The sequence below is a fragment of the Spirochaeta thermophila DSM 6578 genome (assembly GCF_000184345.1).
Lineage (GTDB): Bacteria > Spirochaetota > Spirochaetia > Winmispirales > Winmispiraceae > Winmispira > Winmispira thermophila.
In genome coordinates this window covers 1,180,439-1,193,237 of the sequence record NC_017583.1, presented here as the reverse complement: position 1 = coordinate 1,193,237, position 12,799 = coordinate 1,180,439, and the positions used below count along the sequence as shown (strand labels likewise).

13 protein-coding genes are annotated in these 12,799 nt (G+C 58.8%); 2 read left to right on the top strand and 11 right to left on the bottom strand.

The window, feature by feature from the left end:
* Window positions 1-89 precede the first annotated feature (89 nt).
* Entirely contained in the window at window positions 90-1,334 is a 1,245-nt protein-coding gene (locus SPITH_RS05395; protein WP_014624686.1) for an IS256 family transposase, read from the bottom strand.
* A 110-nt stretch (window positions 1,335-1,444) separates the two neighbouring features.
* Here SPITH_RS05395 and SPITH_RS05390 point away from each other — a divergent pair, with 110 nt between their 5' ends.
* Together SPITH_RS05390 and SPITH_RS05385 are read left to right on the top strand one after the other, a co-directional pair.
* Complete coding sequence (locus SPITH_RS05390) at window positions 1,445-1,813, top strand: chemotaxis protein CheX (protein WP_245523465.1); 369 nt, start codon at window positions 1,445-1,447, stop codon at window positions 1,811-1,813.
* Window positions 1,814-1,842: 29 nt separating this feature from the next.
* Window positions 1,843-2,067, top strand: coding sequence for a hypothetical protein (locus SPITH_RS05385; RefSeq protein ID WP_013313820.1), 225 nt, complete (start codon window positions 1,843-1,845; stop codon window positions 2,065-2,067).
* Here SPITH_RS05385 and rsfS read toward each other — a convergent pair.
* From rsfS to gltB, 10 genes are read right to left on the bottom strand one after another with little or no spacing between them, the layout of a single operon-like run.
* Window positions 2,040-2,411 (bottom strand): ribosome silencing factor, encoded by a 372-nt coding sequence (gene rsfS, locus SPITH_RS05380; RefSeq protein WP_013313819.1) that lies wholly within the window; start codon window positions 2,409-2,411, stop codon window positions 2,040-2,042. The two genes, SPITH_RS05385 and rsfS, sit on opposite strands and share 28 nt — an antisense overlap.
* The gene (locus tag SPITH_RS05375) at window positions 2,389-3,579 is read right to left on the bottom strand and encodes an LCP family protein (RefSeq protein WP_014624684.1); all 1,191 of its coding nucleotides are present in this window, start codon (window positions 3,577-3,579) and stop codon (window positions 2,389-2,391) included. Before SPITH_RS05375 ends, rsfS begins: the two co-directional genes overlap by 23 nt.
* The gene (yqeK, locus tag SPITH_RS05370; RefSeq protein ID WP_014624683.1) at window positions 3,572-4,129 is read right to left on the bottom strand and encodes a bis(5'-nucleosyl)-tetraphosphatase (symmetrical) YqeK; all 558 of its coding nucleotides are present in this window, start codon (window positions 4,127-4,129) and stop codon (window positions 3,572-3,574) included. Before yqeK ends, SPITH_RS05375 begins: the two co-directional genes overlap by 8 nt.
* 7 nt (window positions 4,130-4,136) lie before the next feature.
* Window positions 4,137-4,709 carry a nicotinate (nicotinamide) nucleotide adenylyltransferase gene (gene nadD / locus SPITH_RS05365; protein WP_014624682.1) on the bottom strand — a complete coding sequence of 191 codons (573 nt, stop codon included), beginning with the start codon at window positions 4,707-4,709 and terminating at the stop codon, window positions 4,137-4,139.
* Window positions 4,706-5,737 carry a GTPase ObgE gene (gene obgE / locus SPITH_RS05360; RefSeq protein ID WP_014624681.1) on the bottom strand — a complete coding sequence of 344 codons (1,032 nt, stop codon included), beginning with the start codon at window positions 5,735-5,737 and terminating at the stop codon, window positions 4,706-4,708. Before obgE ends, nadD begins: the two co-directional genes overlap by 4 nt.
* A gap of 15 nt (window positions 5,738-5,752) precedes the next feature.
* On the bottom strand, window positions 5,753-6,010 hold the full coding sequence (gene rpmA, locus SPITH_RS05355) for a 50S ribosomal protein L27 (RefSeq protein WP_013313815.1): 258 nt from the start codon (window positions 6,008-6,010) through the stop codon (window positions 5,753-5,755).
* A 3-nt stretch (window positions 6,011-6,013) separates the two neighbouring features.
* On the bottom strand, window positions 6,014-6,331 hold the full coding sequence (locus SPITH_RS05350; RefSeq protein WP_014624680.1) for a ribosomal-processing cysteine protease Prp: 318 nt from the start codon (window positions 6,329-6,331) through the stop codon (window positions 6,014-6,016).
* Between the two features lie 4 nt (window positions 6,332-6,335).
* Complete coding sequence (gene rplU, locus SPITH_RS05345; RefSeq protein ID WP_014624679.1) at window positions 6,336-6,647, bottom strand: 50S ribosomal protein L21; 312 nt, start codon at window positions 6,645-6,647, stop codon at window positions 6,336-6,338.
* A 54-nt stretch (window positions 6,648-6,701) separates the two neighbouring features.
* Entirely contained in the window at window positions 6,702-8,177 is a 1,476-nt protein-coding gene (locus tag SPITH_RS05340; RefSeq protein ID WP_014624678.1) for a glutamate synthase subunit beta, read from the bottom strand.
* Window positions 8,170-12,702: a glutamate synthase large subunit gene (gene gltB, locus SPITH_RS05335; protein WP_014624677.1), complete on the bottom strand. Its 4,533-nt coding sequence runs from the start codon at window positions 12,700-12,702 to the stop codon at window positions 8,170-8,172. Before gltB ends, SPITH_RS05340 begins: the two co-directional genes overlap by 8 nt.
* Window positions 12,703-12,799 lie beyond the last annotated feature (97 nt).

Sequence of the window (12,799 nt, the reverse complement as noted above, 5' to 3'; positions counted from 1 at the left end):
CGTTACGCACTTGAAGATGCGATCAGCGAGTTGTTCCAGGAGATAGGGCCCCTTCACGCGAGTATAGCCGCGGTCTCCTCAAGGGATTGTCAAGGGGGAGTGTTGAAATTGAGCTGGAGCTGATAAGGGGTGCGTCTCCCCACCTCTTGTATCACCTGCATGCCCACCACGTAGAGGCCTACCACCTCATCTGCATGGGCATGGCTCATATACCCAGGATACCTCCGTAGAAAGCTTCTCATGTGCCGAAACATGTTCTCCGCAAGGTTGCTCGTCCTCACCTTCTCCTTCCACTCATAGGGTAACTCCAGATAGGAGAAAAGCCGGTCCTTCCGCCACAGGAGGGAGGCCGTCATCCGGGGAGCCTTCGCCGCCCACTTCTTCACGAATGCCTCCAACGCACGTGCTGCGTCCTCCTTCCCTCCTGCCTCAAAGAGCTTCCAGTACTCCGCTCGAAAAGCTCGCCTCTCCTTCTGGAGGTCTGCGTTCTTCCCCTTCCGTTCCCCCATGTCCTGCAGGAGCTTCTGCTCAAGCGTACCCTGCAGGTGCCAGAGGCATACCTGCTTCTTCGCCTCAGGATACACCGTCTCCACGGCCTGCCGGATCCCCTCAGCCTCATCGGCCACCACCAGCTCCACCTCATGAAGCCCTCGCTCATAGAGCCTGGTAAGGAGTCGCTCGTAGCTCGCCTGGTCCTCCTGCTCCGCAACGACCCAGTCGAGGAGCTCATGAGATCCGTCCTCCTTCACCCCCACGGCACTCAGGACAACCAGCTTCTTCTGACCCCTCCCACGCCTCTTTGCCCACACTCCATCCAGCACAAGGGCCTTCACTCCTCTAAGGGACCTCCTCCGCCACTGCTCCTTCTCCTCACGAAGACGCTTTATGAGCCGCAGGAGTGTCTGCGGGTGAGCCTCGCCTATCCCCAGCTCCCGTAACAGGATGGCCCACGTCCGCGCGCTCATCCCTCCCACATACCCGAGAAGGAGCTGCTCGGCGAGGGCCACGAGCCTCTGCTCGTAGGTCACCAGCTTTACCTCCTTCCCCCCGCCGGTGCGAATGCGGGGCACGCGTACCTCCTCGATCGGCCCCCAGGGGGTCTGCACGCTCTTCCACTTTCTGTAGCCGTACCGGTAGTACTGCCCTTTCTCAGGCTCCCCTCGTGCATATCGTGGTCGTCCTACTGCCTCCTCTCTCAGCGTCTCAAGGAGGTGTTCCAGGTACGTCTTGTAGGTGTGGCGCACCTCCTCCCGTAGCTGGTCTTCCACTTGTTTCATCAGATCAGAGAGGGTATACTGTGTCTCAATCAGTGTGCGTGTGTTACCACGCTTCATGGGGTATCTCCTCCTTGAAAAAAGGATTAGTGTGGTGGGAGATACCCCTTATCTTTTTTCCCCGCCTTTTTCAACACTCGATGTTACAGTCCCTCTCCTCAACCCCGTCGGTGGAGATAGTGAGTTCGCTCGGTCTGGTCGGAGGCATGAAAGGATACGGATTTCTCCTCTTCTCACAGAGAAACGCCCTCCTCTTCACCTCCACCGTCTCACGGGCGCTCGGGTATGCGATAGAGGGGGAGGAGCTCACGGAGCTCCACAGATCGTTTCTCCTCGAGTTCACCAACCAGATCTTCGGAAGGACCGCAGGCAAGTTCTCACGCTTGGGCATCGATGTGCGTATCACCCCCCCCTCCCTGCTATTGGGGAAAGGGGTCTCGCCTCTCTTCTTCCACGAGGCCGCACATCTCCATCTCTCCATACAGGGGACGTTCGGGACCTTTCTCCTGTCTCTCATCCTGAAACATCCTTTGAGATAAAGACACTATTCCCATCCCGGGGGGCCGCCATGGACCGGAGACACGAATACCACGACGACTACGAGACCTTCCTCAACGAGGAGGACGACGAAGAGGATTTCCTCGAAGAGGAGGAAGACGAAGGGGATCTGTTCGAGGATGAGTACGAGGACTTCGAAGACGAAGATCTGGAGGAGGACGACTGGGAGGAGGACTGGGAAGAAGATGCGGAAGAAGATGACCTGGACTACGACGATTTCGAGGAAGATCCGTAGATCACAGGAGCCTCGTGCCAGAGCTTCTCGAGCTGGTAGAATCCTCTCAGTCGCTCGCTCATGAGATGTATCACCAGCACGCCATAGTCGAGCAGGACCCACTCGCTGTAGGACAACCTTCCCGTTCCCGACAACGGGAAGAGGGCCTTCTCCTCGCAAAAGGTCGTGAGCTGCCCCAGCAAGCCTCTGAGATGTCCCTCGCTCTGGAACGTGGCGATCACGAAGAAATCCGCAATCGGGGATATCCCCCTGAGATCGAGGGCCACGACGTCACGTGCCTTGTGGTCTTCCAGGAATTCGGCGATCTCCCGTACATCCAGTTCATTCTTTACAGTACCTTCCATCGAAATCCCTCCCAAGGATGATAGTGATATCCGCTGGTGGATCAGAATCCATGAGCGACTCAACTCTCGTGCAGTGAATAATACGGGCTACGTTCTGAGCCCTTTCGGGATCCCCCCTCCTGTCGATGATCCTCGTATATTCCTCCTGATCGGATTCTGCATTCCCGATACTCACCACCTCATACCCGAACCCTTCAAAGAGGGTTGCGGTACGACGGGCCAAGCCCTGCACCGTGGTACCGTTGAGTATCTGCAGCGTCACCCTCCTCTCGATGGGAGAGAGAGCGGAATCCTCCTTCAAGAGCCCGACAAGATGTTGGACGGTCTGGCGAAGCAGATCCCCCTGGAAGTGGGGAATGAGGAGATCCTGTTCCTCCACGCGCGAGATCTTCCCGAGCACCCGCTGGGTGACGATCCCGGCGAGATGCGCATTCCCCAGGACGTCCCTGAAGTGTCGGAAGGAAGAAGCGTTCATGCTGCTCGAAAAGAGGGAGAGGAACAATCTCACCACCTTGTCATGGTGGAGGAGTGGATGCTGGGCACAGGAAGAGATGAAGGATTGAAAGAACTGCTGACGCAGAGAAGTCGCTTCAGGATCCGATGGGGGTGACCCTTTCCCCCGGGCAGCATAGAGAACCAACTGCCGTGCCTTTGCTCCATCGAGTCGCACATTCCCTGAAGGGAGAAGCACCCTGTGCGGTTCCTTGATGGAGATCTCCTCCGGAATGAAGACCTCGATACCCTCCAGGAGATCCACCACCTTGCCCAGGTTCTCAAGTGAGATCTCAAACACGAAATCCATCTCCACGCCCAGGAGAGATTCCACGTACTTCTTGAGATAGGAGATCCCCCTCTGCCTGTATGCATAATCGAGAGAGTCTATCCGTTCCAATTCGGCGAAGAGCATCCCGGTGTTGAACGGCACGTCGAGAAAGGCGAGGTTGCCACGCGAAGGATCGTAGAAGAGGACTTCCGTCATCAGACCGCCTTCCTCATCGTATACCACCCAGAGGAAAGAGATCACCTCCTTCTGCCCGGCTTTCATCGTGAAATCATCCACCCTCACATGGGAGTAGACGAGGAACCCCACAGCAAGGATCGTGAGGACGATTCCCCCCAGTATGAGCCCTACGACCAGTCGGGAGGAGCGCATACGTGTGTCATACATGAGCATTGACCCTCTCTTCCCTCAACGCTCGATACATCTCCATGGTGACCGGGTGAACCGGGAACCCGGATCGCTCCATGTGCTCGACCACCGCACATACCATGTCGGGAAGGGGAAGAGAAAGGATCCTCCCGGCTTCTTCCCTGGATATGTGCGTACGCTGGGGTTCAAGGTAATCGGCACAGAAGAGTATCTGTCCGAGCGGACCAAGACCGGGAGCCCCGAGGGTATGATGCCGAACGGCCTCCAGGATCTCCGGGATCGGAAGGCCATAGACATGTGCAAGGAGGTGGGCGGCCACAGCTCCATGGAGGAGAACAGGATGTTCCACCTCGTGTTTCCCTACATCCTCGAGGCACGGAACGAACGCGACGAGCACATCCCGGGGAAGGTCCCTCGCGAGATCGTGGGAAAGGCCTGCCACGTGGGCGGAAACGATCGAGACCCCCTCCCTCCGGGCGATCTCCCTGCAGAGGGTCGCCACCCGCAGGGAATGTCGATAACGAGCAGGGCCGACAAGCCGCTTGAGGCCACCGTGGACCTCTCTCATGAGGTGCCTATGATCTATAGAGTCCGTGTTCCACGATATACTCATACACCGGTTCAGGGACAAGATATCGAAAGGCCTTTCCTTGGGCAACCCTTTCACGAATTTCCGAAGAGGAGATGTGAATGATGGTGTTGGTGATATAGGTGTGACGCCATGGCACCTCATAGGGTGAGGAAGAAGTCCTCCGTGCGATCACTATATCGACGAGTTCCGGAAGGATATCGGCATGCTTCCACGAGGAAAAGCCGGGGACCAGGTCGTCTCCTATGAGGAGGCCAAGTTTCCCCGTCAACGGCAGAGTCTCCATGAGATATGTGATCGTGTCGAGAGTATACGAAGTCCCCTGCCGACGTATCTCGCAATCATCCACCGTGAATCGAGGGTTGCCTGCAGTCGCGCGTTCGACCATCTCGTACCTGTGCATGGGATCGTCGTGGTCTGCAAGGACCTTGTGGGCAGGACGGTAGGCAGGCACGAAGATCACCTTCTCATACCCAAGCTCTACACAGGCTTCCTCTGCGACAAAAAGGTGTCCTACGTGAATGGGGTTGAATGTGCCTCCGAAGAGGAGGACCCTCATAGGCCGCCCTCCTCCGCCGCCCGACGCTTGAGATCGAGAAAGGCTTCCCCGAGCTCCCGGAGCCCCTTCCGCTGGACTGCCGAAATCCCGAGTACAGGGATCCCCGGATGCATGGACCTGAGGGCCCTGAGTCGTTCCTCGGTACCGGGGAGATCGATCTTCGTCCCCACGATGATAGAGGGTTTCTCGGCAAGGCCCTGCCCATAGGTCCTGAGTTCGTTCATGAGGATGTCGAATGCACCTTCCCACATCTCATCCGCGAGGTCTATGAGAAACGCGAGACCGGCGGTTCGTGCGATATGCTTGAGGAATCGGAGACCGAGTCCCGCGCCCCTGCTGGCCCCCTCGATGATGCCGGGGATGTCCGCCAGAATGAGCTCGGTCTCGTGGATATACATCACACCGAGGTGGGGGATCCTGGTGGTGAAGGGATACGAGGCGATACGGGGGTGCGCATTGGTCACGACACTGAGGAGGGTGGATTTACCTGCGTTCGGGAAACCGACCAAGCCGATATCGGCGATCAGTCTGAGTTCGAGGATGATCCTCCGTGTCTCACCGGGGCGGCCCGGTTCCGCATGACGGGGAGCCTGATTGGTGGGAGACTTGAAATGGACGTTTCCCCGTCCTCCCCTCCCCCCCCTGAGGAAGACCCACTTCTCCTCAGAGGAGAGAGAGGAAAGATCCTTGAGCACCTCACCGGTGGCGGCATCCCTGACCACCGTGCCGGGAGGCACTTCGATAACCAACTCCTCTCCGTTCTTGCCGTGCTGCTGCTTCCCTCGTCCAGGCTCACCGTTCCCGGCTCGGTAGACAGACCTGCGCCTCAGATGCACGAGGGTTTTCAGATTGGGACGTATAACGAAGACGACATCTCCCCCTTTGCCTCCATCGCCTCCGTCGGGACCGCCCCTGGGGACATACTTCTCCCTCCGGAACGAGACACAACCATCCCCCCCCTTCCCGGAGGATACCTCTATCTCCACCTCATCGACGAAACGTTCCACACCCTCTGCCGCATCCGACATGAAGCTGAAAGAGGATCATACCGAGACGGGAAGCACATCGATGAGCTGCTTCCCCCTGCGGATCCTGAAATTGACTCGTCCCTCGACCTTCGCATAGATGGTGTAATCCTTGCCCAGCCCCACATTGAGTCCGGGGTGGAACTTGGTACCACGCTGTCTCACGATGATCTCCCCGGGTTTCACGATCTGCCCACCGAATCGTTTCACCCCGAGGCGCTTCGACTGAGAATCCCTTCCGTTCTTCGAACTTCCGCCACCCTTCTTATGTGCCATATGTCATTCCTCCCTGTAGTCGATGTCTTCGGGATACTCCCGAGCCAAATCCTCGAAACCCTTTTTCAGGAAGGCGGTCACGCCCTCCAACCACTCGCGATCTGTCGCCACAAAAGGGATCCGGATCCAGAGGCTTCCCTCCTCGCTCGCCTCGCCTTCCAGAAGCCCACCCAACCGCTCTTCCAGGAGTCGGGCCGCCGTCCTCGCAAGTATACTCACCCCCGCACAGGGGATACTCAGGCTCCCCCTCCGTGTCGCATGCCCCTCGACCTCGAGCGTCCGCAGAACTCCTTCCTGCACCTCAAGGAGGACCCGGATCATCCCGCTAGGCCTGTATCTGTTCCACCTTCAGGAGGGTGTACTGCTGCCTGTGGCCCTGTTTCCTCCGGTAGTTCTTCCTCCTCTTATACTTGAAGACGATCACCTTCCGATCTTTCCCGTGCCCGGAGACCACGGCCTTCACCTTTGCACCTGTCACATACGGCGCACCCACTTTTATCCCGGCATCGTCCCGCACCATGAGGACGGTGTCGATATCCACCGGCTGCCCCTCATCTGCATGGAGCCGTTCCACCTTGAGGAACTTCCCCTCTTCAGCCTTGTACTGCTTACCACCGATTTCTACCACTGCGTACATAGTCCTACCCTCTCTGAAATGTCCTGGTGTGTATACCATATAGGCGCTGCATGGTCAAGGTCTCATCCTGGGCAGAACACTCTCTCCCATGAGGAACCGGTCCACTTCGTATGCAGCTTCACGCCCTTCATGGATGGCCCATACCACGAGGGATTGACCCCGCCTGGCGTCACCTGCAGCGAACACCTTAGGATGCGAGGTGAGGAAGGAGCCGTAAGGTGCCGCTATGTTGCTCCTCGGATCCCTCTCAAGGCCGAGGATTCCAGGCACGTCCTCTTCCGGCCCCAGGAAGCCCAGGGCGAGAAGGACGAGATCGGCCTTCCAGATCTCCTCAGTGTCGGGGATCTCTTTCATCACATGACGTCCCTGTTCGTCCTTCTCCCACTCCACCCTGACCGTGCGGACGGCCTTCACATGTCCGCGTCCATCCCCGATGAACTCCTTGGTGAGGATGCAGTATTCCCGCGGATCCCTTCCGAATTTCGCGATGGCCTCGGCATGGCCGTAGTCCACCTTGAACATCCGCGGATAGAGGGGCCACGGCGCCGCTTTCTCCCTCTCTTCCGGAGGCTTGGGGAGAAGCTCGAAGTTCGTCACTCCTGCACAACCGTGGCGGATGGAGGTGCCGATACAATCGTTCCCGGTATCGCCGCCTCCTATGACAATCACGTGCTTGTCCTTGGCCGAAATGTAGGTGCCGTCCGAGAGATTCGAATCGAGGAGGCTCTTGGTGTTGGCCTTGAGGAACTCCATGGCGAAGTGAATCCCCTTGAGATCACGTCCCGGCACGGGGAGATCCCTCGGCCTGGTCGACCCTATGGCGAGGATCACCGCGTCGTATTCGGCCACGAGCTTCTCCGGATCCACATCCCTTCCTACCCACGCGTTCGTGACGATCTCCACCCCCTCCTGGACCATGATGTCGATCCGCCGTTGCACGAGCCCCTTGTCCAGCTTCATGTTGGGGATCCCGTACATGAGAAGCCCACCGGGCCTGTCATCACGCTCGAATACCGTCACCTGATGACCCGCTTGATTGAGCTGGTCTGCGGCGGCGAGTCCCGCCGGTCCGCTCCCCACCACGGCCACCCGCTTCCCGGTGCGTACCTTCGGCGGGCGGGGCACCATCAGCCCCATCTCATAGGCCCGATCGATGATCGTGCACTCGTTGTCCTTGATGGTCACCGCGGGCTCGTTGATCCCGAGCACACAGGCCGTCTCACAGGGGGCGGGACAGACCCGTCCGGTGAATTCGGGGAAGTTGTTGGTGTATTTGAGGCGATAGAAGGCCTCTTCCCATTTCCCCTTGTAGACGAGGTCGTTCCACTCCGGGATGAGGTTGTGGATCGGACATCCATAGGAGGTGTGACAGAAGGGAACACCGCAGTCCATGCAACGGGCCCCCTGCTGTCTCCGCTCCTCCTCGGAAAGGTGGATGTGGAACTCCTCGAAATCCCTTATCCGATCAAGAGGATCTCTATCGACGATCCCCTTGCGGGCATATTCCATGAATCCAGTCGGCTTACCCATGTGTCACCTCCACGAGCGGCAATCCCTTCTTCTTTCTCTCAAGGACTCGTTCGTATTCTGGAGAGATCACCTTGACGAACTCGTTCCTGCGCTCCTCCCATGTCTCGAGGACATGAGCGGCCACCGTGGAACCCGTGTACGAGAGGTGATTCCTCACCAGCCTCAGGATGTTCTCTTCATCCTCGGGGAGGAGATCCCTCACGTTCACCATGTCGTAGTTCACCTTCTCCCTGAACTCACCATCCTTGTCCCACACGTAGGCGATACCTCCACTCATCCCCGCACCGAAGTTCCGACCCGTAGACCCGAGGATCACGGCGGTCCCCCCGGTCATGTACTCACATGCGTGATCGCCCACGCCTTCCACCACGGCGTGGACGCCGGAGTTCCTCACACAGAAACGTTCCGCCGCCATGCCGCGGAAATAGGCTTCACCGTAGACGGCACCGTAAAGCACCACGTTCCCCACGATGATGTTCTCCTCCGGGACGAAATCCGACTCGGCAGGCGGGACGACGACGAGTTTCCCTCCGGAAAGTCCCTTACCCACATAGTCGTTCGCATCACCTTCGAGGATGAAGGTAAGCCCCTTCGCGAGCCACGCTCCGAAGCTCTGACCCGCAGAGCCCTTGAAGCGGACGATGAAGCTGTCGTCCTCCAGGGCATCGGCTCCCAGTTCCTTGGTGAGGGAATGACTGAGCATGGTGCCGGTGGCCCGGTCGGTATTACGGATCTGATAGAAGAGCTCCTTCTTCTCCCCACGTTTCGCCGCAGGGACGATATCCTCGATGAGCCTCCGATCGAGCACCGTATCGATACCATGGTCCTGCGCCTGCATACAGTAGACTCCCACGTCCGGACGAGGCCTGAGGGGCTGAGCAAGCACAGGGGTGAGATCCAGACCTGCCGCCTTCTCGGGGATGGCATCCTCGTCCACCTCCAGCAGGTCGGTGCGTCCGACCAGCTCGTTGAAGGTGCGGACACCGAGTTGGGCCATGATCTCGCGTACTTCTTCGGCCACGAAGTAGAAGTAGCGTTCCACGTATTCGGGTTTGCCCCTGAACTTCGCCCTGAGCCGCTCGTCCTGGGTTGCCACGCCCACCGGGCAGGTGTTCTTGTGGCACTTCCTCATCATGATACAGCCCATCACGATGAGCGGGGCGGTTGCGAACCCGCACTCCTCCGCACCGAGGAGCGCGGCGATCACCACGTCCCGTCCCGTCTTGATCTGACCGTCGGCCTGGAGCACGGTGCGGGAACGCAGATCGTTCATCACCAAGGTCTGGTGCGTCTCTGCGATACCGAGCTCCCACGGGAGGCCTGCGTGCTTGATACCGGTGAGCGGTGACGCCCCGGTGCCCCCGTCGTGTCCAGAGATGAGGACATGATCAGCATGGCCCTTGACCACTCCTGCGGCGATGGTACCCACCCCCACCTCGGAGACGAGCTTCACGCTGATGCGGGCGCCCGGATTCGAGTTCTTGAGGTCGAAGATGAGCTGGGCGAGGTCCTCGATGGAGTAGATGTCGTGGTGAGGGGGAGGACTGATGAGACCGACGCCGGGTGTGGTATACCGGGTTCGGGCGATGATCTCGAAGACCTTGTGCCCGGGAAGCTCTCCCCCCTCCCCGGGCTTGGCCCCTTGGGCGATTTTGATCTGGATATCGTCGGCATTGGTGAGGTAGTTGATGGTCACTCCAAAACGGCCCGATGCCACCTGCTTGATGGCCGAGCGCTTGGAATCCCCGTTGGGGAGAGGGAGGAAACGCTCGGGCAGTTCTCCACCTTCACCCGTATTCGACTTGCCGCCGAGTCTGTTCATCGCGATGGCGAGTGTCTCATGTGCCTCCTGCGAGATGGAACCGAAGCTCATCGCCCCGGTAGCGAAGCGCTTCACGATCTCCGAGGCAGGTTCCACCTCCTCGATAGGGATGGGCGTGGTCTTCTTGAACCTGAGGAGTCCTCTGATCGTGGCCTGTTCCCTGGAACGTTGGTTCTGCCGCTCGGAGAATCGCCGATAGGCCTCCGGATCGTTGTACCAACATGCGTGCTGGAGGTTCGCGATGGACTCGGGATCCCACATGTGCTTCTCACCGGCATAGCGGTAGTGGAAATCCCCGGGATTGGGGAGGTCGTCCCCTATGGGTTTCGGACGGCGGGGATAGCCCAGGCTGTGTCTGAGGAGGGCCTCGTCCGCCAGGGTCTCGTATCCCACCCCGCCGAGTCTGCTCACCGTACCGGCGAAGGAGCGCTCCACCACCTCCTGGGAGAGTCCCACGGCCTCGAAGATCTGGGCACCCTTGTAGCTCTCGAGGGTGGAGATCCCCATCTTACCGAAGACCTTGAGCATTCCCTTCTCGAGGGCCTTGATATAGCGATTGAGAGCAGTCTCATCATCGTACTCGTGTTCTCCCTCGCGTCCCATCTGCCAGATGGCCTCATAGGCCAGATAAGGGTTGATCGCATCGGCTCCATAACCGACCAGCATGCAGAAGTGGTGCACCTCGCGGGGTTCGCCCGACTCCACTACGACGCCGATCTGTGTCCGCAGGGCCTTTCTCACCAGATGATGGTGAACCGTACCCGTGGCGAGGAGAGCGCTCACCGGTACCCTGTCCGGACCCGCGTTCCGATCGGAAAGGATGACAAGGGAGCACCCTTCCCTGATGGCCTCTTCCGCCTCCTTTTCGATACGATCGAGGCATGCGAGGAGACCTGCCCTCCCATCCCGTCTTGGGAAGGTGATATCGATCACCTTCGATCGCCACCCCCGGTAGTCGAGATGCTTGAGTGCCGCGAGTTGCTCGTTGGTGAGAAACGGCGAGGGGAGATGGAGCCTATGACAGTGCTCGGGCGTGGTCTCGAGGAGATTCCGCTCCGGCCCGATGAACGTCTCCAGGCTCATGACCTTCCACTCCCGGATCGAGTCGATGGCCGGATTGGTCACCTGCGCGAACAACTGCTTGAAATAGTCGTACATGAGACGTGGCTTGTTCGAGAGAACCGCGAGCGGTGTATCGTTCCCCATGGACCCCAAAGGCTCCTTCGCATCCTGCACCATGGGCTTGAGGATCATAGAGAGATGCTCTCTCGTGTATCCGAACATCCGGAGCCGCTCTTTGATCGTCTCGGGGTAGAAGCCATGAGGTTCGACTTCGGTCTTGAGCTCATCGAGCTCGATCACCTGATCCTTGAGCCACTCCCCATACGGGCGGGCATTGGAGATCTTCTTCTTGATCTCCTCGTCATCGACGATACGCCCTTCCTGGAAGTCGACGAAGAACATCCGGCCCGGTTGAAGGCGCCCCTTCTTCACCACCTTGGCCGGGTCCACGGGGAGGACGCCCACCTCACTCGCCATGATCACGAGGTCGTCCTCGGTCACGTAGTACCTGCTCGGCCTGAGACCGTTCCGGTCGAGTACCGCACCGATCACGCGTCCGTCTGTGAAGGCGATGGAGGCCGGGCCGTCCCACGGCTCCATGAGGCAGCTCATGTACTTGTAGAAGTCCCTCTTGTCGTCCTCCATCTTGTAGTTCTGCCAGGCCTCGGGAATCATCATCATCACGGCCTCGGGAAGGCTCCTCCCTCCCATCATGAGGAGCTCGAGCACATTGTCGAAGGTTCCCGAGTCGGAGAGATCCGGCTCGATGATGGGGAAGACTTCCTTGAGCCCGTCTCCCAAGAGATCGCTCTTGAGAAGTCCCTCTCTCGACCGCATCTTGTTGATGTTGCCTCTCAGGGTGTTGATCTCTCCGTTATGACTCATGTAGCGACACGGCTGGGCCCGGTCCCAGCTCGGGAAGGTGTTGGTGGAGAACCGGGAATGCACCATGGCGATGTGCGAGGCAAAGTCGGGGGACATGATATCAGGATAGAACCGGAAGAGCTGTTCGGGGGTGAGCATCCCCTTGTAGACGATCACCCGGGGGGAAAGACTGCAGACATAGAAAAAGTCGTCGGGATCGTGCTCCTTTCCCCGGAGCATGTGGGTCGCCTTCTTCCTTATGAGGAAGAGCCTGCGTTCGAAAGTGTCGATATCGATCCCTTCTTCCGCGCCTACGAACAACATCTCGATGACCGGCTCGGAGGCCTTCGCCGTAGGGCCGATCATGTCGTCGACCACCGGCACCCTCCTCCAGCCGAGCACCTTCTGCCCGTAACGAGCGGTCACTTCCTCCATGACGACACGACAGGCCTCCCGTCTCTCTTCCTCCCGGGGGAAAAAGACGAGCCCTGCGGCATAGCTCCCCTCGGGGGGGAGATCGATGCCCAGGTCTTCCTTTGCGACCCGTGCGAGGAAGGGATGAGGGAGGGACACCAGGATGCCGGCGCCATCGCCTGTGTTCTTCTCACTGCCCACCGCACCGCGGTGCGTCATATGGATGAGGATGTCCTTCGCGTGCTCCACGATCGTGTGACTCGGTCGCCCCTTGATGTTGGCGACGAATCCCACACCGCAACTGTCGTGTTCGAACCAGGGGTGGTACAAGCCATGCGGACCCGGTCTCTTCTTGAACGCCATACACCTCTCCATCGCAGAAATTTCGGGACTAATATTTATGCAAAGAACGTACCAGATTTGTAATATTTATACAATACCCGAGAGTAGAATAAGTACC

Bases quoted from the DNA above. Each gene is read 5' to 3' on its own strand.
- gltB (WP_014624677.1), bottom strand. From the start codon at position 12,702: ATGGCGTTCAAGAAGAGACCGGGTCCGCATGGCTTGTACCACCCCTGG.
- obgE (WP_014624681.1), bottom strand. From the start codon at position 5,737: ATGTCGGATGCGGCAGAGGGTGTGGAACGTTTCGTCGATGAGGTGGAG.
- SPITH_RS05395 (WP_014624686.1), bottom strand. From the start codon at position 1,334: ATGAAGCGTGGTAACACACGCACACTGATTGAGACACAGTATACCCTC.
- SPITH_RS05375 (WP_014624684.1), bottom strand. From the start codon at position 3,579: ATGTATGACACACGTATGCGCTCCTCCCGACTGGTCGTAGGGCTCATA.
- yqeK (WP_014624683.1), bottom strand. From the start codon at position 4,129: ATGAGAGAGGTCCACGGTGGCCTCAAGCGGCTTGTCGGCCCTGCTCGT.
- SPITH_RS05340 (WP_014624678.1), bottom strand. From the start codon at position 8,177: ATGGGTAAGCCGACTGGATTCATGGAATATGCCCGCAAGGGGATCGTC.
- rpmA (WP_013313815.1), bottom strand. From the start codon at position 6,010: ATGGCACATAAGAAGGGTGGCGGAAGTTCGAAGAACGGAAGGGATTCT.
- SPITH_RS05350 (WP_014624680.1), bottom strand. From the start codon at position 6,331: ATGATCCGGGTCCTCCTTGAGGTGCAGGAAGGAGTTCTGCGGACGCTC.
- SPITH_RS05385 (WP_013313820.1), top strand. From the start codon at position 1,843: ATGGACCGGAGACACGAATACCACGACGACTACGAGACCTTCCTCAAC.
- rsfS (WP_013313819.1), bottom strand. From the start codon at position 2,411: ATGGAAGGTACTGTAAAGAATGAACTGGATGTACGGGAGATCGCCGAA.
- rplU (WP_014624679.1), bottom strand. From the start codon at position 6,647: ATGTACGCAGTGGTAGAAATCGGTGGTAAGCAGTACAAGGCTGAAGAG.
- nadD (WP_014624682.1), bottom strand. From the start codon at position 4,709: ATGAGGGTCCTCCTCTTCGGAGGCACATTCAACCCCATTCACGTAGGA.